At 57.8% G+C, this 21,741-nt stretch carries 22 protein-coding genes and 1 pseudogene; 14 read left to right on the forward strand and 9 right to left on the reverse strand.

The window, feature by feature from the left end; all coding sequences use genetic code 11:
* Positions 1-46 precede the first annotated feature (46 nt).
* Both ACVWXW_RS08510 and ACVWXW_RS08515 read left to right on the forward strand, forming a co-directional pair.
* Positions 47-628: a rhodanese-like domain-containing protein gene (locus tag ACVWXW_RS08510; RefSeq protein WP_414330942.1), complete on the forward strand. Its 582-nt coding sequence runs from the start codon at positions 47-49 to the stop codon at positions 626-628.
* A complete protein-coding gene (locus ACVWXW_RS08515) occupies positions 625-2,439 on the forward strand; it encodes a SulP family inorganic anion transporter (protein ID WP_457403531.1) in 1,815 nt (604 codons plus the stop codon). The genes ACVWXW_RS08510 and ACVWXW_RS08515 overlap by 4 nt, the downstream gene beginning before the upstream one ends.
* Here the strand turns inward: ACVWXW_RS08515 and ACVWXW_RS08520 are convergent.
* A complete protein-coding gene (locus tag ACVWXW_RS08520) occupies positions 2,417-3,676 on the reverse strand; it encodes a hypothetical protein (protein WP_457403533.1) in 1,260 nt (419 codons plus the stop codon). The genes ACVWXW_RS08515 and ACVWXW_RS08520 overlap by 23 nt on opposite strands.
* A gap of 226 nt (positions 3,677-3,902) precedes the next feature.
* Between ACVWXW_RS08520 and trxA the strand changes: the two genes are divergently transcribed.
* Positions 3,903-4,223 (forward strand): thioredoxin, encoded by a 321-nt coding sequence (gene trxA / locus ACVWXW_RS08525; protein WP_011433516.1) that lies wholly within the window; start codon positions 3,903-3,905, stop codon positions 4,221-4,223.
* 13 nt (positions 4,224-4,236) lie between these two features.
* Complete coding sequence (gene lipB / locus ACVWXW_RS08530; RefSeq protein ID WP_457403534.1) at positions 4,237-4,992, forward strand: lipoyl(octanoyl) transferase LipB; 756 nt, start codon at positions 4,237-4,239, stop codon at positions 4,990-4,992.
* On the opposite strand, the gene ACVWXW_RS08535 is transcribed toward lipB, so the two are convergent.
* The 3 genes and pseudogenes from ACVWXW_RS08535 to ACVWXW_RS08545 form a co-directional block, all read right to left on the reverse strand.
* Positions 4,989-5,438 carry a tetratricopeptide repeat protein gene (locus tag ACVWXW_RS08535; protein WP_457403535.1) on the reverse strand — a complete coding sequence of 150 codons (450 nt, stop codon included), beginning with the start codon at positions 5,436-5,438 and terminating at the stop codon, positions 4,989-4,991. The genes lipB and ACVWXW_RS08535 overlap by 4 nt on opposite strands.
* A 106-nt stretch (positions 5,439-5,544) precedes the next feature.
* Positions 5,545-5,728 (reverse strand): annotated as a pseudogene (locus ACVWXW_RS08540) (hypothetical protein); the annotation flags it as partial.
* A 280-nt stretch (positions 5,729-6,008) separates the two neighbouring features.
* Positions 6,009-6,590 carry a Uma2 family endonuclease gene (locus ACVWXW_RS08545; RefSeq protein ID WP_011430559.1) on the reverse strand — a complete coding sequence of 194 codons (582 nt, stop codon included), beginning with the start codon at positions 6,588-6,590 and terminating at the stop codon, positions 6,009-6,011.
* Positions 6,591-6,723: 133 nt separating this feature from the next.
* Between ACVWXW_RS08545 and purB the strand changes: the two genes are divergently transcribed.
* The 7 genes from purB to ACVWXW_RS08580 all read left to right on the forward strand — a co-directional run bounded on the left by purB (position 6,724) and on the right by ACVWXW_RS08580 (position 14,991).
* On the forward strand, positions 6,724-8,019 hold the full coding sequence (gene purB / locus ACVWXW_RS08550; RefSeq protein ID WP_414418723.1) for an adenylosuccinate lyase: 1,296 nt from the start codon (positions 6,724-6,726) through the stop codon (positions 8,017-8,019).
* Positions 8,020-8,028: 9 nt separating this feature from the next.
* Positions 8,029-9,009, forward strand: coding sequence for an aspartate carbamoyltransferase catalytic subunit (locus ACVWXW_RS08555; protein ID WP_414355900.1), 981 nt, complete (start codon positions 8,029-8,031; stop codon positions 9,007-9,009).
* A gap of 508 nt (positions 9,010-9,517) precedes the next feature.
* Positions 9,518-10,579: a phosphate ABC transporter substrate-binding protein PstS gene (pstS, locus tag ACVWXW_RS08560; RefSeq protein ID WP_457403536.1), complete on the forward strand. Its 1,062-nt coding sequence runs from the start codon at positions 9,518-9,520 to the stop codon at positions 10,577-10,579.
* A 148-nt stretch (positions 10,580-10,727) separates the two neighbouring features.
* Positions 10,728-11,711 (forward strand): phosphate ABC transporter permease subunit PstC, encoded by a 984-nt coding sequence (gene pstC, locus ACVWXW_RS08565; protein ID WP_457403537.1) that lies wholly within the window; start codon positions 10,728-10,730, stop codon positions 11,709-11,711.
* 38 nt (positions 11,712-11,749) lie between these two features.
* Positions 11,750-12,643, forward strand: coding sequence for a phosphate ABC transporter permease PstA (gene pstA, locus ACVWXW_RS08570; RefSeq protein ID WP_457403539.1), 894 nt, complete (start codon positions 11,750-11,752; stop codon positions 12,641-12,643).
* Between the two features lie 70 nt (positions 12,644-12,713).
* Positions 12,714-13,511 carry a phosphate ABC transporter ATP-binding protein PstB gene (gene pstB, locus ACVWXW_RS08575; RefSeq protein WP_457403540.1) on the forward strand — a complete coding sequence of 266 codons (798 nt, stop codon included), beginning with the start codon at positions 12,714-12,716 and terminating at the stop codon, positions 13,509-13,511.
* Between the two features lie 112 nt (positions 13,512-13,623).
* Entirely contained in the window at positions 13,624-14,991 is a 1,368-nt protein-coding gene (locus ACVWXW_RS08580; RefSeq protein WP_457403541.1) for an FAD-binding oxidoreductase, read from the forward strand.
* Between the two features lie 158 nt (positions 14,992-15,149).
* On the opposite strand, the gene ACVWXW_RS08585 is transcribed toward ACVWXW_RS08580, so the two are convergent.
* The 3 genes from ACVWXW_RS08585 to ACVWXW_RS08595 all read right to left on the reverse strand — a co-directional run bounded on the left by ACVWXW_RS08585 (position 15,150) and on the right by ACVWXW_RS08595 (position 18,211).
* Positions 15,150-15,584, reverse strand: coding sequence for a DUF29 domain-containing protein (locus tag ACVWXW_RS08585; protein WP_457403542.1), 435 nt, complete (start codon positions 15,582-15,584; stop codon positions 15,150-15,152).
* A gap of 355 nt (positions 15,585-15,939) precedes the next feature.
* Positions 15,940-16,995 (reverse strand): permease, encoded by a 1,056-nt coding sequence (locus ACVWXW_RS08590; protein ID WP_457403550.1) that lies wholly within the window; start codon positions 16,993-16,995, stop codon positions 15,940-15,942.
* A 79-nt stretch (positions 16,996-17,074) separates the two neighbouring features.
* A complete protein-coding gene (locus ACVWXW_RS08595; RefSeq protein WP_414341728.1) occupies positions 17,075-18,211 on the reverse strand; it encodes a citrate synthase in 1,137 nt (378 codons plus the stop codon).
* Positions 18,212-18,532: 321 nt separating this feature from the next.
* Between ACVWXW_RS08595 and ACVWXW_RS08600 the strand changes: the two genes are divergently transcribed.
* The 3 genes from ACVWXW_RS08600 to ACVWXW_RS08610 are packed head-to-tail and all read left to right on the forward strand — an operon-like array spanning position 18,533 to position 19,577.
* Complete coding sequence (locus ACVWXW_RS08600; protein WP_414341729.1) at positions 18,533-19,024, forward strand: hypothetical protein; 492 nt, start codon at positions 18,533-18,535, stop codon at positions 19,022-19,024.
* Positions 18,978-19,268, forward strand: a complete 291-nt coding sequence (locus tag ACVWXW_RS08605) for a hypothetical protein (RefSeq protein WP_148202743.1) — start codon at positions 18,978-18,980, stop codon at positions 19,266-19,268. The genes ACVWXW_RS08600 and ACVWXW_RS08605 overlap by 47 nt, the downstream gene beginning before the upstream one ends.
* 24 nt (positions 19,269-19,292) lie before the next feature.
* The gene (locus ACVWXW_RS08610) at positions 19,293-19,577 is read left to right on the forward strand and encodes a hypothetical protein (RefSeq protein ID WP_457403543.1); all 285 of its coding nucleotides are present in this window, start codon (positions 19,293-19,295) and stop codon (positions 19,575-19,577) included.
* 97 nt (positions 19,578-19,674) lie between these two features.
* Here the strand turns inward: ACVWXW_RS08610 and ACVWXW_RS08615 are convergent, their stop codons facing one another.
* A complete protein-coding gene (locus ACVWXW_RS08615; protein WP_457403544.1) occupies positions 19,675-20,403 on the reverse strand; it encodes an SDR family oxidoreductase in 729 nt (242 codons plus the stop codon).
* A gap of 84 nt (positions 20,404-20,487) precedes the next feature.
* Positions 20,488-21,723, reverse strand: a complete 1,236-nt coding sequence (locus ACVWXW_RS08620) for an anion transporter (protein ID WP_457403546.1) — start codon at positions 21,721-21,723, stop codon at positions 20,488-20,490.
* Between the last annotated feature and the right edge of the window lie 18 nt (positions 21,724-21,741).

The raw sequence follows: 21,741 nt of genomic DNA on the forward strand, positions 1-21,741 counted from the left end.
CGCTGCATTTTGCATTTTAGACAACGCTAGAAGCAAGGAGACAACCATGACCGTAACCCAACAAAACCCTATCCCTTCCGCTTCGCAAGAACGGGATCCCCGTCTCAAGGAGATCGATGCCCTGACCTTAAAACAGTGGCTGGATCAGGGGCGAGTCCAGCTCATTGATGTGCGGGAGCCGGGAGAATATGCCGATGAGCGGATCCCGGGGGCCATCAACATGCCCCTATCTACCTTTGACCCGGCCAAAGTGCCTGCTTCCACGCCAGAGAAGCCGGTGGTGTTGCACTGCCGCATGGGCAGCCGCTCCATCCGCGCCGGTTGTCAGTTGCTAGACCGCGGCTGGCCGGAGGTCATTAGCCTCAAGGGCGGGATCGAGGCTTGGAAAGCGGCCAAGCTGCCCGTTACCCGCACCCAAAATGCGCCCATCTCCATCATGCGGCAGGTGCAGATTGCGGCGGGATCCCTGGTGCTCACCGGAACCCTTCTGGGGGCCTTTGTCAACCCCTGGTGGCTGCTGCTGAGTGGCTTTGTGGGCGCTGGGCTGGTGTTTGCGGGTGTAACCAACACCTGTGGCATGGCTCTGCTCTTGGCTCGCATGCCCTGGAACCGAGGTCAGGCGCTATGAGTGGGATCCCTTCTGCTTCCTCTGGGGGGCAAGGGATCCTGGCGCGGTACCTGCCCTTTGCTAAGGAGTCTCTTTGGGTCTTCCACTATCAACGATCAGATTTGCCGGGAGATCTGATCGCCGGCCTTGTGGTGGCCATTCTGCTGGTGCCTCAGAGCATGGCCTATGCCCTGTTGGCCGGGTTGCCCCCCCAAGTGGGCCTGTACGCCAGTATTTTGCCGGTGATCGTATATGGACTACTGGGATCCAGCCGCGCCTTGGCGGTAGGGCCAGTGGCCATCATCTCCCTCTTGGTGGCGGCAGGGTTAGAGCCGCTGGCCGGTCGCGTCAGCGGGACGGAGTCCTTGCCGGGCAGCCCGGAGTATGGACAGTTGGCTTTGGGGCTGGCCTTGGAGGTGGGTCTGGTCCAGGGGGCCATGGGGTTGTTGCGGCTGGGGTTTTTGGCCAATTTCTTAAGCCACACGGTGGTGACTGCCTTTGGCAGCGCGGCGGCCTTGATCATCGGCTTCAGCCAGCTCCGCCACCTCCTGGGGGTCAAGATCGCCAACACGGAGTCCTTCTTGCTGTTGGTGCAGCGGCTGTGGCAGAGCCTGGATAAGGTAAACTGGGTAACCTTTGGCTTGGGGCTGATGGCCATATCCCTGCTGGTGTACGCCCAGCACAAGCTGCCCCACCAACTGCGGCGTTGGGGTGTGCCTCCAGGTTGGGCCTTGATTTTGACCAAGGGGGCACCGCTAGCGGCTGTGCTCGTGACCAGCCTGTTGGTCTGGGGCCTAAACCTCTCGGAGAGGGCAGGGGTATCCGTTGTTGGCTCCATTCCTTCCGGGTTGCCCCCCTTGGGCTTTCCCTCGTTGAGCTGGGGACAGTGGACAGCGCTTCTGCCCACCGCCTTGGCCATTAGCTTGGTGGGCTTCACGGAGAGCTATGCCGTGGGGCAGTCCTTGGCTAGCCAGCGGCGGCAGAAGGTGGATCCCAACCAAGATCTGGTGGCTTTGGGGGCAGCCAACTTGGCAGCAGCCTGCAGTGGCGGCTATCCGGTAACGGGAGGCATCAGCCGGTCGGTGGTGAACTTTCAAGCAGGCGCCAACAGTGGCCTGGCCTCCCTAATCACCGGCCTGTTGGTGGCTTTGACGGTCATCTGGCTGATGCCCCTGTTCACCTTCTTGCCCCAGACCACCCTGGCGGCCATCGTTCTGGTAGCAGTGCTGGCACTGGTGGATTTTCACCCCCTGCTGCAAAGCTGGCGCTACGACCGCGGCGATGCCCTGGTTTGGTTGGTAACCTTTGCCAGTGTTTTGGGGATCGGGGTGGAGCAGGGGATCGGAATAGGGGTGTTAGTCTCCATCCTGCTCTTTCTTTGGCGGGCTAGCCGTCCTCACATTGCCATCGTGGGTCAGGTGCCCGGTACGGAGCACTACCGCAACGTGCAGCGCCATGAGGTGATTACCGATCCCCGTATCTTGGCAGTGCGGGTGGACGAGAGCCTGTTTTTTGCCAACGCAGCCTACTTGCAGGAGTATCTGCTGCGAGAGGTGGCGGCGCGACCCACAGTGGAGCAGGTGCTGCTCGTTGCCAGCGCCATCAACTTCATCGACGGCAGCGCTTTGGAAGTGCTGACCCAGTTGGTGGAACGTTTGCAGCAGGCAGGGGTGGGCTTTGCCATGGCCGAGGTGAAGGGGCCGGTAATGGATCGCCTCCAAAAGGCTGGGTTTGTGGAGAAAGTGGGCGCTGAGCGCTTCTTCCTCTCCACTCACCAGGCGATGCAAGCCCTCGGATCCCAGCAGAGCCTCAGTCAGGTGGCATCTTCCTGATCAGCACAAGGGGGGTTTGTTCAGCGGCATTGCCGGCGGGGTTCTTGCCCAGGGCTTGCTCCACCAGCTCCCGCTCTACGCCGGGGCTGGCTGCCAGGATCTTGACCTGCCCCAGATCGTTGGCATCCACGATGGCCACTTCGTAGCCCGTCTGCCGATGCAGATCCCCCACCAACTTGGCCGGATCCCGCGGCCCCAGCACGATGAACTGGTCATAGGGAGGCAGGGTGCCAGTAACGTCGTCGATGAGATCGGCCTGCTCCCCCGCCAGGGCATAAAAGACCCCCGGGATCCCCAGCAGCTTGGCCAGGGATCCCACCACAAAAGCCCACACCACCCGCCAGGCCCCGGAGCAGTCAATCAAAGTCTGCATCCCGTAGCAGCTTGAAAGACTGGTCTTGGAGGGGAAGAAGTAGCACAGGGTGCGGGCCAGCCAGCCGGGCTGCACCTGCAGGGGATGGCGGAAGTTGCCCTGGACAATAGCCACGGCGCTTTCCGAGATGGCCACCATATCGCCGGGCTGGATGTGAGGGCCTACATACCGCCGTAGCACCTCGGCCAAGTCATCGCTGGGGGTCAGCAGATGGGTGGGAACGGCGGCCCAAAGGAGGGATCCCTGCTGCTGCCAGTTCAGCTCCGGCAAGGGATCCACCTCCTGCAACGGCAGGATGAGATGGCTGGTCTTGAGGGTGCGCCGCTGCCGCCCGTACTGAATGTAGTCCAGCTGGAGCCAGGCCGAGCGCAGATCCGCTAGCCCTTTCCCCTTCAGCTCGATCTCAACCTCTAGGCCAGTCTGGTTCTGGGGGGTGATGATGTAGGCCTGCCAGTAGTTGTCTTGGCGGGGGGGAAGATCCGGATGGCGAGAGCGCAGGCGTAGGCGGGTGTGAATGCCTTCTAGGGATCCGGCGCTGAGCAAATGCAGTCGCGGCTCCACCTGGGCCAAGGTGACTTCCAAAAGGGGGTTGAGGTTGCGAGCCACAAACTCCGCTTGAATGACCCAGTGCTCGGGGGTGTGGCGGCTGATGCGCCAGCCTTGGGGCTCCACCACCAGGTGATCGGCGGGGCGGGTCTTGAGCCAGTAGAGCAAGCTGCCCAAACTCAGCAGCAACCCGGCCACTACCTGAGCCCAGCCCCAGGGATCCCACAGCCAACGCCAAGCCCCCCATAGGCTGAGTCCTACCCCAGCCAGCACTGCAGCCAACACGCCACGATTCACCATGCTGCTACTTGTTGCCATCGGGATCCCACTCCTCCAAGTCCTTAAACCCTGCTAAAGTCTGCCCCTTTGTCCACCACAACACCCTAGACTACGGGTACGCTCTAGCTCTTCTCCCAAACCCTAGCCATCCTACCGGGAAACCGAAGCAGGCCGTAGCGGGATCCCTACCTAATTTTTAGTCTCAAACAGTTAGCTTACAAATAGATTTCATTTCAGGCTTTTCAGAACACTCTGGGAGTTTCCTATGGCGCACAAACAGCAATTCAAAAGTTTTGCCGACATGATTCAGGGATCCAAAACCCCCATCCTGGTGGATTTTTATGCTTCCTGGTGCGGCCCTTGTCAGGTTATGGCGCAAGTGTTGGAGCAGGTAAAACCTCAGGTGGGGGATGCGGTTACTTTTGTGAAGGTTGACACCGAAAAGTACCCAACCATCGCTGCTCGCTGGGGCATTCAAGCGGTGCCAACGCTGATCCTCTTCAAAGATGGGAAGCCGATTGACCGCATTGAGGGGCTGTTGCAGCCGCGGGCCCTGTTGGAGCGGTTGCGGGCGCAGGTTAACTAAACCTGTAAGCTAGGTGAACTTTTCTGGATCCCCCGTGCAACTGCCGCTTCTGCAGGTTCACCTGCCGGGTGAAGTGCCCTACCGCACTGCCTGGGCTTGGCAGCAGGCAAGACTGGCCCATATGATCCGGGATCCCCAGTTGCCGGACGGATTACTGCTGCTCACCCATCCTGCGGTTTACACCTTGGGGGCAGGAGCCGATCCCAAGTTTCTCAAGAGCCTTTCTCAGCCGATAGGATCCCCGGCTATCCACCCGGAATCTCCTTCTGAACAAGAGCCGGAAATCCTACGGGTGGAGCGCGGCGGCGAAGTGACCTACCATGGGCCGGGGCAGTGGGTGGGCTATGCGATGCTGAACCTAAAGCGCCACCGCCCAGATCTCCACGAGTACCTACGCCAGCTAGAAGAGGTGGTCATCCAGACCTTGGCCCACTTCGGCCTACAGGGGGAGCGGATCCCTGGCTTGACAGGAGTTTGGGTGGAGGGGCGCAAAGTGGCGGCCATCGGCATCAAGGTCTCCCGCTGGGTGACCTACCATGGCTTTGCCCTCAACGTCTGCCCGGATCTAGCTGCCTTCGAGGCCATCGTGCCCTGTGGGATCCCTGATCGCCCGGTGGGATCCCTGGTTCAGTTTTGTCCCCGAGTAACGATGGCGGCAGTGGCCCCGGTGGTGGTGAAGTCCTTTTGTCAGGTCTTTGGGCTGCAAGCTCAGGAAGTTTCCTTATCAGAGTGGTTGGGAGAACGCAAGTCTCTAAAGACTCAAGGCTAATCCACCCCCAACTGGCGCAGCAGTTGCTGCAGGATGGCCTGGTTGGCAAAGTTGCCGCTCTTGGAAAAGAGAGCCAAGGCCTGGCGAAAGTCGGCCATCGCCGCTTCTCGATCCCCCAACTGAAGATAGGCCACCCCGCGGCTAAAGTAGGCTTCTGGAATTCGCGGATCCAACTGAATGGCCCGCTCCGCATCGGCCAACGCCTCTTGGGGCTGGCGCAACTGGTTGTAGACGTAGCTGCGGTTCACATAGGCTGGCGCATAGCTGGGATCCAACTGCACCGCCCGATCCAGATCCGCCAGGGCAGCCACGGGATCCCCCCGCAGCAACTTGAGGGATCCCTGCCAGTTGAACTCGGAAGCGGTGTTTGGGGCCGAGGTCTTCTCAGGAGGAGGTGGGAAGGCAGGCAAAGAGGTGGCAGGGGCAGGAGCGAGGAATGCTGCCAAGAAACCTATCAGAGCTATCCTTCCCCATCGACACTTGATTGTGCTCCGCACCGCTAATGACGTCCTGATACATTTACGCTGAACACTGCTGAACATCACTGTTCAACTATGCAGCGATAGCATTCTGTTTGTTTCCAACCAGAATGGCGGTATCCCGCAAAGCTTTGAGTAGAATACCCAAAGCGCAGTTTCCGTGTCGTCTTACTACCAATTTTCTGCTTTGCTTTGGCTACCATGTTGGCAGACTCGAAAGTAAACAGAAAGATCAACTGGTAGTAATCCGTACTGAACATATTATACATTATTTTCAGTATAGTTGAGCTTATTATTGACTAGAGTCATGCTCTTCGGATCCCGAACTAGTTCAATATAGACCGTCGGCGAGAGGGGCAACCCCCTGCACTTAACTTGCAAGGGGTGCGGGGAGCTACAAGTTCCGCGCTCTGGCGAGAAAGTCAGGGTCGAGATACCGACTCCTCTGCCAAGTCGTTCTGTGACGCGGGGCAGGAATGCCCAATGGCAAGGTTGGGAGGCCCAAGCTCTATTGGCTAGAGTGAGGGCGGGGGGATGTTACAAGGAAAGCTTCTGGAATAGATGAGCCACCGGCAGGGCAAATCCTGGAATAACCTCTTCACCTTCTAGAAGATCAACCGATTTCAGGAGGCGGTCAGGCTCTTGAGAGCTGCGATACACCAGGACGTAGTGCTCGCTGGGGTGAACCAGCCAAACCAGGCGGCTGCCATTTTCAAAGTACTCCACCAGCTTGTCATGAATTTCTTCAACCGTATTGCGGGGGGAAAGCACTTCAACAGCCAGATCTGGAGCGCCTTCCAAAAATCCTGTGGGCAGTTCAGCCATGCCCTGCAAGCGTTCTTTAGCAAAAAAAGAGATGTCAGGGGAGCGCCAATTTCCACTCTTCATCTTAAAAGCAGTGCTGGAATCTAAAACGATCCCCAGCTTGTTGGACAAAACGTAGGGGGTCAAAGCTGCCAATAGGAGGCTGCAGACATAACCATGGAGTGCCCCCGCGCTTCCCATATCAATTGGCTTCCCATCAACAATCTCGTAGCGATGTCCCTCCCTGGACAACGCCATGAATTCTTCGGCTGTCCAAGCTCTTTTTCCCTGAGTTGGCACAGCTCCGACGGTCATCTGCAAACTCCTTGCTGCTCCTTCGACACCGCAAGCCAAGCCCGCAGGGATCCCCCAGCGGCTTTTCCTCGAGGGGGGACGCCAAAGGCTAAAATAGCCTAGCTCATCCTACTGTACCGACGGAAAAGGCACCTTGATCGAGCGCTACACTCTGCCCGAAATGGGCCAGATTTGGTCCACTGCCCACAAGCTCCAGACCTGGCTGCAGGTGGAGCTGGCTGTCTGTGAAGCGCAAGCGGAGCTGGGGCGGATCCCGCAAGAAGCCCTGCAGGAGATCAGAGCCAAAGCCGCCTTTGACCCGGCGCGGGTTTTGGAAATTGAGGCGGAAGTGAAGCACGATGTTATTGCCTTCTTAACCAACCTCAACGAGCACGTGGGCGAGGCAGGGCGCTACATCCACCTGGGCCTGACCAGCTCGGACGTGTTGGATACCGCTCTGGCCGTGCAGCTTGTGGCCTCGGTGGAGATCTTGCAAGCCCGCCTGGCCGACCTCATCGCTGCTATCCGCGACCAAGCTCGGCAGCACCGCTACACCCTCATGATCGGCCGCACCCACGGTGTTCACGCCGAGCCGATTACCTTTGGCTTTAAGCTGGCAGGGTGGCTGGCCGAGTGCCTGCGCCACCAAGAGCGCCTAGCTCGCCTGCGGGAAGTGGTGGCGGTGGGCAAGATCTCTGGCGCCGTGGGCACCTACGCCAACGTGCCTCCCCAGGTGGAGCAGTTGGCCTGCGCTCGCCTGGGCCTGAAGCCCGATACAGCCTCGACACAGGTAATCTCGCGGGATCGCCACGCTGAATACGTGCAAACCTTGGCTTTGATTGGCTCTTCCCTAGAGCGCTTTGCTACTGAAATCCGCCACCTGCAGCGAACAGAGGTACTGGAGGCTGAGGAGTACTTTGCCCCCGGCCAAAAGGGATCCTCTGCCATGCCCCACAAGCGCAACCCCATCAAGGCGGAACAACTGACGGGGCTGGCCCGTCTCCTGCGCGGGTATGCCGTCTCGGCCCTAGAAAACATTCCCCTTTGGCATGAGCGGGACATCTCCCACAGCTCCGTAGAGCGGGTCATCCTGCCGGATGCCTCCATCCTCTGCCACTATCTGTTGGTCAACATGGCGGAGCTGGTGGGCCAGCTGCAGGTTCACGCTCGCAACATGGAGCGCAATCTCAACCTCTACGGCGGCGTCATCTTCAGCCAGCAGGTGCTTCTAGCCTTGGTGGAGAAGGGCTTGAGCCGGGAGGAAGCTTACCGCCTGGTGCAGGAAAATGCTCATCGCGCCTGGAACCAGCCGCAGGGGGACTTTCGCGCCAATCTGCTGGCGGATCCCCGAGTGATGGCCCACCTGAGCGAGGCAGAACTGCAGGCTTGTTTTGATCCGCGGCGCCACCTAACCCATTTGGACGAGATCTTTGCCCGCCTGGGCATTTGAGGATCCCCTATGGCTTGGCAGCGGCAACATGTCCTGGGCTTGGCGGACTTTACCCCCGAAGAATATCAAATCGTTTTGCAAACCGCTGCCAGCTTCCAGGAGGTGTTGACGCGGCGGTTGCCCAAGGTGCCCACCTTGCAGGGGAAGGTGGTGGTGACGCTGTTCTTCGAGCCTTCCACCCGCACCCGTACCAGTTTTGAGCTGGCGGCCAAGCGCCTTTCGGCCGATGTGCTCAACTTTTCCCCTGGCACTTCTTCCTTGAGCAAAGGGGAGACGCTCTTGGATACGGCCCGCACCTTTCTGGCCATGGGATCCGATCTCTTAATCGTTCGCCATGCCCAGGCAGGAGTGCCCCAACAATTAGCTGCCGAGATCGACCGCCGCGGATCCCCTGTGGGCGTTCTCAATGCTGGGGATGGACTGCACGAACATCCCACTCAAGGCCTGCTGGATTTGTTTACCCTCTGCAGCCATCTGGATCCCCGGCGTCCCCGTCTGGAGTTGCTGCAAGGGATCAAAATCGCCATTGTCGGCGATATTCTCCACTCGCGAGTGGCCCGCTCCGATATCTACGCCCTGGTGGCCGCCGGAGCTGAGGTTCACTTAGCCGGCCCTCCCACCCTGTTGCCCAAGGATTTTGCCCAGTTTGTACCCGGCCATACGCTCCCTGTCCATTGGCAGCTAGAGCCTGCCCTCGAAGGGTCGCGTTTTGTTATCACCCTACGCCTGCAGCAGGAGCGCATGGGCGAGTTCCTTCTCCCCAGCTTGCAGGAGTACCATCACTTCTTCGGCCTCACGCGGCAACGACTGCGCCTGTGCCACCCGGATGTCAAGCTTCTGCACCCCGGCCCGGTCAATCGCGGTGTGGAACTCAGCTCCGAGGTGATGGAGGATCCCGGCTTGAACCTGATTGAGCAGCAGGTCACCCACGGCGTGGCGGTGCGCATGGCCCTGCTGTACCTCATGGGGGGCGGGCGGATCCCAGCTTAGAGCCCAGATCTTTCTCTGCTCGGGGAACATGTAGAGCTGCCCCACGTCTAGAAGGTTGGAGTCTATCTTCTAACCAATTCTCTCTGCCAAAAGCCGAAAGAATCTCTGGGCGGGGCTTTTCCCGCCCTGCTGAAATCATGTCCAAGCTTGCCGAGAGGTGAGCAACATCTTTGTCTCAAATTTTACACATCTTGGATCTGGATCGAGTTTTTTTGCAGCCGTCCCAGCTTAGCTCTTATTCAAGTTGTGTCCGTTTGATTGGTTGTCAAATGAGATAGAAGTTCAGCAGTGTAAGCCTTTTCGCGGATCCTGGGCTCCAGGATCCTGATTTTGCTGAAATCCAAACTGGCCAAAACCACCAGATGGAAAATCGAGGTTTGGAAACGAGCCAGCACACTCAAAAATATCGATTTTTCTCTTGACTTAACCCAAAGTTAACCTTTAGATATCCCTCCGTTAACTTTGAGGTTATAGGGTTGAAGATGTTGATTTGCCACAGATATTACCTATGCGAACCCTGCTTTCTGCTTTCTCCCTCACCGCTCTAACAGTAGGATTTCTAACAGCGACCTCGGCTCAAGCCCAAACCGTGCAAATCTCCGGGGCGGGCGCGACCTTTGCGGCTCCTTTGCTGCAACGTTGGTTTGACGCCTACAACCGCACCGTAGACCCCACTGTGCAAGTCAGCTATCAGTCTGTCGGTAGTGGTGCTGGCCTAGAGCAGGTGATCAATGGCACTGTGGACTTCGGCGCTTCCGAGGCGCCTTTCTCCGGTGCTCGCCTGGAAAACTTCCGAGCTAAATACCGCTATGAGCCCCTACAGTTGCCTCTGGCGGGAGGGTCCATCGAGTTTGCCTATAACCTGCCCGGCATTGAAGACGGAGAGCTCATCCTGAAGCGGAAAACCTACTGCGGCATCGTGACCGGCGAGATCACTCGCTGGGACGACATTCGCATCAAGGCCGAGAACCCACGTATAGCAAACAAGCTGCCACCCCTGGACATCACCTGGGTACACCGCTCTGATGGTTCTGGGACTACCTTTGTGTTCACCAACCACATCAGAACTGTCTGCCCTAATTGGACAGCCGGTGCTGGTACTTCTGTCGAGTGGCCTGTTGGCATTGGAGCCCAAGGGAATGAGGGCGTAGCCGCCACCATCAAGCAGGAGCCAGGGGCAATTGGCTACGTGAACCAGTCCTATGCCAAGCTGGAAAAGATGACCACTGCTCGCTTGGAAAACAAAGCGGGCAACATTGTTGAGTTCTCGACTGAGGCAGCTACCTCGGCGCTTGATGCTCCCATTCCTGATAACTTTGCGCTGTTGGTGCCCGACCCTGAAGGGCCAAATGACTACCCAATCGTGGGCTTGTTCTGGGTGATGCTGTACCGCGAGTATCCCGATCAGCAGAAGCTGACCAAGCTGGTGGAGGCTCTGAAGTGGACCCAGGGGCCAGAGGGTCAAGCCATCACCAAGGAGCTGGACTACATCCCTATGCCTGAGGCGGCTATCCAGCGGATCTTTGCAGAGCTGGATGCCATCACCGTTAACCCCAATGCGGTGCGATGACTGGGTTGCAGCCTGAACTCCACTAGAGTGGAGCTGGTGGCCGGCTGAGGAGGCAGATGAGGCTTTCTCGGTCGGCTGGTGGGCTTACCTTGCACGGTGGGATTTTTAGGAAAGATTTTGAACCGAAGATGATCATGGGAGAGAGGCTATGACTTCAGCGGCTACGGGTTATGGTTCACCACCAAACCCGGATATCGATGTTGACATTGAGAAAAAGGCGAGCCTGTCTCGGGCTGTTGATGTGGGCTTTGTCCGCCTGACGCTGGCCTTGGCAGGGTTTGCCGGCATTATCCTCATCTGGGTGATTCTTCAAACCACCGAAGCGGCTCTGCCGGCGATTCAGCAGTTTGGCTTGGGCTTCCTGGTTACTGCCCGCTGGAACCCGGTGGAAAACATCTACGGGGTGCTACCACAGATTTATGGCAGTTTGGTAACCTCTCTGGTGGCTTTGATTTTTGCCATCCCTCTGGGCATTGGCACTGCCATCTTCCTGACGGAAGGTTTTGCCCCCAAGTGGGTAACGGAGCCGATTAGCTTTGCCATTGAGCTGATCGTGGCCACTCCCAGTGTGGTGCTGGGGCTGTGGGGGATCTTTGTGCTGATTCCAGCAGTGCGGCCCATCTTTCGAGCCATTAACCAGACGCTGGGTTGGATCCCTTTCTTGGGTGGCCCGGCTCCGCGGGGGCCCAGCTTGTTGATTGTGGCTATGGTGCTGGGGATCATGATCTCTCCCATCATCATCTCCATTACCCGCAGTACCTTTGAATCTCTACCACGCAGCCTAAAAGAGGGCGCTTTGGCTTTGGGGGCAACCCGCTGGGAGACCATCTTAACGGTGATGATCCCTGCCGGCCTGTCGGGCATTGTCAGCTCGATCATGCTGGCGCTGGGGCGGGCCCTGGGAGAGACCATGGTAGCGGCCATGCTTTCCGGCAACGCCAACCGCATTAATATCTCCCTAATGCAGCCGGGATCCACCATTACTGGCTTGATTGCCTCTCAGTTTGGCGAGGCAGGACGCTTGCAGGTTTCGGCTCTCATGTATGCCGGCGTGGTGCTGATGGTGCTGACGTTATTGGTCAACATTGTTGCCGAGATCATCATCCGCAAGTTTCAAAACTTGGAGCAGTAACTTGGGAAGCAGAAAGAAGATAAAGGAGCACTGTTATCATGTCCGACTCAGCACAGCTTGCCCCTGAGAAGGTTGACATCGACATTACTCGTGCCGCCATTGCCCCTGTCCGCAATTACACAGGCATTGTCCTAACCCTGCTGAGTGGCCTCTTTGTGGCGGTGATCATAGCTTCCCTATCTTGGGTGCTGTGGGATGTGGGCAAGGAAGGCATCCAGCGGATAAATTGGGATGTCCTCACCCAGACCCGCTACCCTGCCCCTGGCCTGGCGGAAGGGGGCTTTGGTCACGCAATTGTCGGCAATTTAATGGTGCTGGCTACGGGGGCGGCTTTGAGCTTTCCCTTCGGCATCTTGGCGGCAGTGTACTTGTCTGAATTCGGTCGCGGCACCCGCTTGGCTTATCTGGTTAAGTTTTCCTGCAATGTGCTCACGGGGGTACCGGCCATTCTCTGCGGCCTGTTTGCCTATGCTGTGGTGGTGAGGGGATCCGGCTTTTCGGCTTTCTCGGGAGGGGTGGCTTTTGGCGTGCTGATGCTGCCGATTGTCATCCGCTCCACCGAGGAGGCGTTGCTGCTGGTTTCGCCCGACATGCGCTTGGCTTCCCTTGGCCTGGGCTCAAATCGCTTTCAGACCACAATGCGCGTTGTTTTGCCGGCAGCGGCACCGGCCATCGTAACCGGGCTAATCCTGGCTTTGGCCCGAGCGGCAGGCGAGGCTGCACCTCTGCTCTTTACCGCCTTCAACAACAATTTCTGGTCTACTAATCTATTTGGCCCGGTGGCTACCTTGCCGGTGATGGTCTACTTTTTCTCCATCATTCCCTACAGGGTGCAGCAGCAGCTGGCTTGGGCGGGCGCTTTGGTTTTGTTAGCCATTGTTTTGGCGGCCAGCTTGACCGCTCGCTTTTTGGTGTACAAGACCAGGAAATAGCCTGAGGATTCTCAACAAAGTCTTGAATCGAACTCTTCGTCGAACTCTAGCTCTTTTTGTGAGTGCTGCCATGCAAACTCAATCTCTTAACCAGACCTCTTACGTTTTCAGGACCGAGAACCTGAATGTCTACTATGGCTCCAATCTGGCGGTAAAAAATGTTACTCTGGACATCCCAGCCCGACAGATTACTGCGTTTATCGGCCCTTCCGGCTGTGGCAAAAGCACGATCCTACGTTGCTTCAACCGCACCAACGATTTGATCCCCGGTGCTCGTGTAGAGGGCAAGCTCACCTACCACGGCAAGGATCTCTACGCCAAAGAAGTCGATCCGGTGGCGGTGCGGCGGCGTATCGGCATGGTCTTCCAAAAACCCAATCCCTTCCCCAAAAGCATTTACGACAACGTGGCCTACGGCCCGCGGGTGCTGGGGATGAAGGTAGACTTGGACGAGGTGGTGGAAACCTCGCTGAAACGGGCTGCCCTCTGGGATGAAGTCAAAGACAAGTTGAAAGAAAATGGTCAGTCGCTGTCGGGAGGGCAGCAGCAGCGCCTGTGTATTGCCCGGGCTCTAGCGGTGAAGCCGGATGTGATTTTGATGGATGAGCCCTGTTCGGCACTGGATCCCATTTCCACCCGCCGCATTGAGGAGCTGATGAAGGAGCTGGAGGAGGAATATACCATCATCATCGTCACCCACAACATGCAGCAGGCCAGCCGCGTCTCGGATATGACGGCTTTCTTCAGTGTGGAGCTGGTGGGATCCAACCGTGTGGGCGAGCTGATTGAATTTGACAGAACTGAAGTCATCTTCAACAGCCCCACCAAGCAAGCCACAAGAGATTATGTGGAGGGCCGCTTCGGCTAATCGACCTGGCCGGACAGGGATCCTTCCCATACTGTTCTCGGCAAACCCTTTTGCAGGCAATTTCTGCCGATGATGGGGTCTGAAGAACCGTTGCACCCAAATACGGATACCTATGATCGTTGCCGCTCCTGACAAGCTGCAGGCTTTGCGTTCTGACTTAGAGGGTATTGAGATCATCACTGATCCGGCTCAGGTGGCCAAGTTGTCGTTGGATTTTTACCACTACAGCCCCGTGCTGAGCCGACAACTGAGCGACAAGCGGGGAGATGTGGTGGTGCGCCCCGCCGATGAGGCCGAGGTGATGCGGGTGGCAGCGGCCTGTGCCAGGCTGCGGATCCCGGTTACGGTGCGCGGTGCCGGTACCGGTAATTACGGCCAATGTATCCCGCTGGCCGGGGGTGTGATCCTGGACATGGGCAAGCTCAACCAGGTGCTTTGGGCAAAGCCGGGCTTGGCGCGGGTGCAGGCGGGGGCCAAGTTGATGGCCATCGACAAACACACCCGGGAGATGGGCTGGGAGATCCGCATGGCTCCTTCCACCTATCGCACGGCCACCATCGGGGGGTTCATTGCCGGCGGCAGTGGTGGCATTGGTTCTGTGACTTACGGCCAACTGCGGGATCGGGGCAACATCTTGGGGCTGCGGGTGGTCACCCTGGAGGAAGAGCCCCGGGTGCTGGAGCTGCGGGGAGATGAGGTATTCAAAGTAAGCCATGCCTGGGGCCTCAATGGGATCATCACCGAGGTGGAGATCCCGCTGGCGCCTGCTTATCCTTGGGCGGAGCTGGTGGTGGCCTTTCCCACTGAAGTGGGCTTTATGCCCTGTGCCCATTTTGGCCAAGCCCTGGGAGATGCGGATGGGATCATCAAGAAATTGGTCAGCCTGCACGCTTGGCCGATCCCCAGCTACTTTGCGCCGCTGCGGGGTCATTTGCCAGAAGGATCCGCTGTGGCCCTGTTGATGGTGGCCGAATGCAGCCTGGAGCCGCTGTTGGAGCTTGTCCGGGAACATGGGGGCCAAGTGGTTTACAACAAAACGGCCCAGGAGGCCAGCAAGGGGATCTCGCTGGGGGAATTTTCTTGGAACCACACCACTTTGCACTGCCGCAGCGTGGATCCCAGCCTGACTTATTTACAATCGGCTTTTCCCGCCGACCGGGAGCTGAAGCTGGTGCAGCACATGTACGAGTATTTTGGCGACGAAGTGCTGATGCACCTGGAGTGGATTCGCATCAACGGGCAAGCTACCCCCGTCGGCCTGCAAATTGTCCGCTTTACCACCGAAGAGCGTCTAAACGAGATCATGCGCTACCACGAAGAGCAGGGAGTATTTATTGCCAACCCCCACACTTTCATCATCGAAGACGGCGGGCGCAAAGTGATGGATCCGCGCCAGATTCGTTTTAAAGAAGAAGTGGATCCCTATGGCCTGCTCAATCCGGGCAAGATGCGCACCTGGCAGGAGCGCGCCTCTGCTTGAGGAATAGCAACAGTAGCACAGCAATTGGCCTTGGTCTATCTGTATTGCCCATGTTTAATCCCTGATGGATTGTCTGGGCAGGACAACACCAGTCCAAAGCTCTACAGTCAGTACTGTGGGAATGCTGTCCACCGTTAAATGCTTTGTGGTGTGGACTGTCAAACTTCCGGCAGCCAGTCCTCTGCAAGCACCAACTCTGGGGAGTAGGGGCAGACATCTGGAAATGTCGAGATTTCTATCCCCGTTTGCCTGGCTGCTTGGCGGCGCGCCCGTTGATAACTCTCTTCAAGTTGCTCTACCAGATAACCTTTTAGGCTAGGGCTATCTTCTATGGCCAATCCGATTTGGGTTCGCGCATCTGTAATGGAATCTAGCCAGCTATCTGAACGGCGCTGAGGTTGATACTGCCACTTGAGTAGATGCAGCAGAAGGCGAGTTAATTGACTGGCAATCCCTCGTCGTTCGCTCTTACCCAAATTCTCAACCTCTTCAATTAAGTGTGCTATGTCAATTTCATGCCAGCGCCTTTCCCGCAATAGCCGGGTTGTTCGGTCAATCCACAAGTTAAAGTCTGTCGAGTATAGATTGCTCATAGCTTTGTCCTGCTGAAAAATAGGGTCGCGATAATTATGAAATCCAGACTACGTCCTTCTTGAGTTTACTACAATAAAACCTGTAACACCTGAGTTCTCAACCGTCTGGGAGCAGAGTCCTCTGGTGACAAACCTTATCCAGGCAACTCTTTCTATAGTCATTTCGATTTAAAGCAGGACACTGCACCCACACTTAAAGTGCACCGAGCCGGAAGGCTTTTCAAGGACTCCGTCCCGCTGGCGCGATCAGGAGCCCAGGCGTCTTACCCTAAACTGAAGCAACTATATTTGACGAATATTTGACGGAGAGTGGATGGAGAGGGTGTCCCTGTGGAGAAAGGTTCAAACAAACGCTTTAACTGCCATAGTAGTTGATGGCTAAAGCTCCCACCAGAGTAAGCTGAAAGACCAAGATCACGAAGTAGAAAATGGCGCGGGGCTTGAACAGAGTGAGTATCAAGCCTATGGCTTTCAAGTCCACCATCGGCCCAAACACCATAAAAGCCAACAGGGATCCCGGCGTGAAGGTGGCGGCAAAGGAGAGGGCGAAAAAGGCATCCACCGTCGAGCAGATGGAGATGATCCCGGCCAGGGCCATCATGATCAGGATTGAGAGCAATGCATCTTGGCCATAATCCAGCACAAACGAACGCGGGATCACCGTTTGAATCAGGGCCGCCATCGCCGAGCCCAAGATGAGCACGGATCCCAATTCGCGGATCTCCCTGGCCCAGGTCTGCAGCAGGAGAACTCCTTTTTGTCCCCTGGAGGGAGAAGGCGCAGCGGCCAGAGCAGAGCGATATACGTCTTCAGCCGTTTGTAAAGTGGCCAGGGATCCGCCAGAGGCCCCTTGAGCAGGGCTCTGGGATCCAATCCAGAAGGTGCCCCCCTGCAACAACGGCGAGCGGGAGATGTTCTTCGGATCAGCTTCTTGGGAGCAATTGCGCTGCAGCTCCCGCCAGACTGACGGCTGCAACAGAGGCTGGAAATCCTTTTGCAGGCTGAAGATCAAGCCGACGACAACCGCAATGCCGAAGGAAAAGAGAACTCGGTAGATCACCAGCTCCGGCATGGAGCGAAAGGCAATCCAAGTGGAAAAGATCACCACCGGGTTAAACACCGGCGCCGCCAACAGAAAGGCCACCGCCACGTGGGGTGGGATCCCTTTGATCACCAGTTGACGGGCCACCGGCAGGTTGCCGCACTCGCACACCGGGAAAAAGAATCCTAAAGCGCCACCGGCCACCGCGCTGCCGATTTTGCCTTTGGGCAGGAAACGGGCCAACTGGGATCCCTCGACAAACACCGCCAGCAGCCCCGATAGAAACACCCCCAGCAGCAGAAATGGCATGGCCTGCACCACAAGGCTCAGAAACAGGGTGAATCCGTCTCGCCAAAGGGGAGAGTCCAAGAGGCTCAACACACCACCTCACGCACGACTTGGGCCTTACTGAGTTTGGATCTCGGCCCAGCGCCCTGTCAAACGGCTCTCAACCCCGCTCTTCTATGGGGATGTAGCGTTGCTGGCGTTCGCCTGTGTACACCTGGGTGGGTCGGAAAAGCCGATTATCGGACAACTGCTCCCGCCAATGGGCCAGCCAACCCGCCGCTCGGGCAATGGCAAACACCGGTGTAAACAAATCTTCTGGGATCCCCAGCTTGGCGTAGACCAACCCTGAGTAGAAGTCCACATTCGGGTAGATCCCCTTCGGCCCTAGCAACTCCTCACACACCCGCTCCACCTCCAGGGCAATGTCGTAGTACTTGTCGTGGCCGTAGCGCTCAAATAGCTCTTCGGCCAGCCGCTGCAGGATAGTGGCCCGCGGATCCTTCACCTTATAAACCCGGTGACCCATGCCCATGATGCGCTGTTTTTTGGCCAGTTTCTCCTCGATAAACGAGCGCACATTTTCCACCGAGCCAATTTGCCGCAGCAGCATCATCACCTGTTGGTTGGCCCCCCCGTGCAACAGCCCCGAAAGGGTACCCACCGCCGTGGCCAGGCTGCTGTAAGGGTTAGCCAGCGTGGAAGCGCTCACCAGAAGGGCAAACGTGGAGGCATTGACTGTGTGCTCGGCGTGCAGGATCAGGCAGATGTCAAAAATGCGGGCCAACCAGGGATCCGGCTTCTTGCCCGAGAGCATGTACAGAAAGTTGGAAGCGTGATCCAGACTATCGTCCGGGGGAATGGGATCATTGCCCTGTCGCATCTGGTGGAACATGGCCACCATGGTCGGCAGCTTGGAGAGCAAGCGGGTGACGGTGCCGAATACATAGTCGGGATCCATCTCCCGCAGCGGGTAAAACAGCCCCAAGCCCGCCACACAGGTTTGCAGAGCATCCATCGGGTTGCCCGACTCTGGAAACGACTTGATCATGTCGCGGATGCGGTATTTCACCCGTCGATGACTGCGGATTGCCTGATCAAAGTTGTCCAGCTCCGATTGGGTCGGCAGCTTGCCAAAGATCAGCAAGTAGGCTGTCTCCAGAAAGGTACTGTGGGCGGTCAATTCCTCGATGGGGATGCCCCGATATTCCAGGATCCCCGCCTGGCCATCCACAAAACTAATGTTGGAGCGTGTGGCCGGAACGCCTTCCAAGCCTGGTCTGTATTCGCCATCCGCCATGGTCGGATCCTTAGAGCAAGTATTTCCTAGATAATGATGAATCAAGGGTTGCCAAAGGTGCCTGGAACCCAACCCCTTGCTCCCCTCGGGCAGTACTGACCCCGCTTCGCTACAGTAAAGCAAATTTTGGATCCCTGTAGCCAAATGCTGCCCCTGTCATCCTTCACAGAGAGCTAGGCTGGGATCCGCCTTCTATCTTGCAACAGCTCCCGCTGCCCGACGCAAAAATTGTTGCTATGGTGAGAACTGCGCCCGGCTTGAGGGATCTTGGCGCCTGCCGGAGCCGTGAAAGTTCGCTCCCCCGCTTGGAGATCGGCATCGATGTCCGATACTGCTCAAACTCACCTTGGCTCCAGCCCAGTGCAAGGACTGGAGTACGTGGTGCTGGGAGTGGCCACTTGCTTCCAGCAGGATCAGGAAGGTCGCCTGGTAGAGGTTTTGGTGGCCGAGCCGGTGCCTGCTGCCGATTTGGACTGCCTAGCCCAAGAACGCCGCAGCACTTCCTATGTTCTCCTCTACGCCACAACCTACGCCGAGATCGTGAACAACGGGATCCCAACTTTGCCTGCCGATGTTTTCCCGCCAGGGGTGTTGTTGGGAGAAGACTTCGTGGAACGGGTGCAAGCAGCGGCCCGCACCTATCGCAGCAAGCCCCAGTTTCGCCATATCCCCCTGCACCAAACCTGCACTCCAGAGCGGGGGGTGTTTAAGCTCAATCACAGCGTTGAGCCCCGACGGATCCTCAACGCGGTTGTGGAGGTGAAGGATGCCGACAACATCAAACAGCACCCCCACACCCATCAACGGCTCTGACTCACTGGGCTGTACGGGTCAGACGTGCCCTGGAAAGCAGGTTGAACCGCCACTCTGGGCTAGGCTTCGGGATCCCTCTACCCTTCTGGAGCAGGTACGCAGCGGTCAGGTTTGGCTGGTTAAGGGAATGGGATCCCATGGGCTGTTGCTGGAGAAAGCTCATATTGTCGAGCTGCTGGAGTTTGGTGCAGCCGTTGGCCTGGCCATCGATCGCGATTGCCGAGCGGTTTTGCCGATCGCGTAAGCGGGACGGAGTCCTTTTGGCCAAGTGTATCTGCAGGCCCCTGCCACTTTTTTGGAGCGTCAGTGGGGCTATCGTCGTCGCGCTCGCAGCACCGAGATCCTGCAAAAGTTGACAGAGGCTTACCCCAGCCGGCGGCGGGCTACCCTTCTCTGGCAGCATCTTCATCAGCAGTTTGGGCCGGCGTTGCTTGCTTCTGTGCCGGACGAATGGCTAGGACGGTTGGTGGGGGTGTCGGGAGATCTGATCCAACGTTGCCGTCGAGAAATGAGGATCCCCGCTGGCGCTTTGGGCTGCGGAGAGCAGAATTGAGACGGGGGGAGCCTCGGAGAGAAACTCGAGCGCTTGTTTCACCAAAAGACAAGCTGCTGCTGCCTCAACCCCAGCAAAAGGACGGCAAAACACTTGGTCAAAGGAATTGGTGGCTTTCCGGCTGCAACACTATCTCGCTCGGTACAGCACCGGCGGGCGCTGTAAGGGCAAAGCAGATGGCTTCCGCAGCCGTGGCAGGGCTGAGCATCTTGTCTCGTTGCACCTTCAGGCTGATGGGATCCCAGAAGGGTGAGTCGATGCCCCCGAAGTAAAACAGCGTAAATCTGACCCCAAAGCGCTTCAGCTCATCGGCCATGCACTTGCTAAACCCGACCACCCCAAACTTGGCCGCACAGTAAGCAGAGGCCATCGCCATGGGATGACGTCCAAGGACGCCGGGGAAATTGAGGATGTGGCCGGATTTTTGCTCCCGCATGGGGTTGGCAGCCAGTTGGCTGGTGTAGAAGCTGCCCTTCAGGTTGACCGCTATCATCCGCTCTAGGTCTGCGGGGGTTAGTTGCGGAGCAGGTTTCAGGATCCCGGCCCCGGCCAGGTTGATCAACACGTCAATGCGCCCATGCTTTTGCACCGTTTGGTTGACCAGTGCCTCTACCTGGGCATAGTCCGTCACATCAGTGGGGATCCCCAATCCAGAGGCAGCCCCCAAAGAGGCTGATTTCTCCACCAGAGCTCGCAGGGGCTCTTCTCGCCGAGCGGCCAACACCAGATGGGATCCGGCCTGAGCCAGCATGGGCACCAGGACGCTGCCGATACCCCCTGTTGCCCCTGTGATCAAAATAACTGCCTGCGATAGCGGAGAAGACACGTTACGTTTCTTAAACTCTTTTTCCCATCATACACAGGGATCCCGACAAGCCAGTCACAGCCCCACTGGATCCCTCGACAGAGGTCATCTGAGCGATGGGGAAGACAGAAAGGGCTGGCACAGCCACAACCCACTGAACCCCAGGGTTAGGAGAGTGAGGGGCAGGCCAAAGCGCAGATGTTCCCCAAACGAAAGCACATAGCCTTTTTTGGCCGCTGCCTCGACTGTGATCAAATTGGCCACCGCCCCAAATAGTGTCAAATTGCCTGCCAAAGTGGAGCCAGCAGCCAGCAACAGCCAAGCGGTGGTCTCCTGTCGGGGCAGGAACGATTGCAGCAACAGCACCGCCGGCACATTGGAGATGAGGTTGGATAAAACGGCCACACTACTCAGCAGGGCAAGAGGGGATCCCGCCAGACTCTCTGCCAAGGATCCCAAGCTCATCCCCCAAACAGTTACCAGCTCTCCCGTTGCCCGCGTCAGGATAAATAGCCCGGAAAACATCACCAGCAGATTCCAGTCCACCTGCCCCAAAAATCGCTCCGGCTTCAGCCTGCGGGTAATCAACAACAGGGCTGCCGCCACCAAGGCCGATTCTGCCAAGGGAAGTCCGGCTACAAAGGCCACAAACAGCCCCCCCGTAATCACCACGCTCTTGCGCAACAGGGGCGGGTAGAGCCGCAGCGGCAGCCAAGGCACCCGAGCAAAGGGTTTCAACGAGCGCACCTCAGGGTAGTACAGCCACAGCAACCCCACTTCCAGCAGCAGCCCCACCACGGCAATGGGGGTCATCTGGGCAGCAAACTCCAGGTAGCCGATCCCAGAGAAGGAGCCGATCAGGATATTCTGCGGGTTGCCGCTCAGGGTGGCGACGGATCCCAGGTTGGTGGCTGCCGCCAAGCCCAGCAGGTAGGGGATCGGGTTTAACCCCAACACCGTTGTGACTTGCAAAGTTAGGGGGGTGAATACCAGCGCCAGCGTGTCGTTGAGCAGGAAAGCCGAGAGCAGCCCGCTGCCGAACACCAGCATGATCAACAGACCAAAGGGGCTGCGGCTCACCCGAATCAAGCCCAGCAAAGCCAACTGAAAAGCCCCCCCATAGGACAAGCTGGCATTTACCACCATCATGCTCAGGAGAAACACAATCGTGGTCGGGTCAATGGCTTCCCAAGCCTGCCGTAGCGACAAGGTCCCCAAGCCAATCAACAGGGCGGATCCCACCAGGGCGATGGTGGCCCGGTTCATACGCAACCTAGGCAGGGATCCCAGTCCCAACCCGACATAGCTCAAACCCAACACCAACCAAGACAGCCCCTGCACCCCCCGATCCCTCCCGCA

It is taken from the genome of Thermostichus sp. MS-CIW-30, from assembly GCF_054058015.1.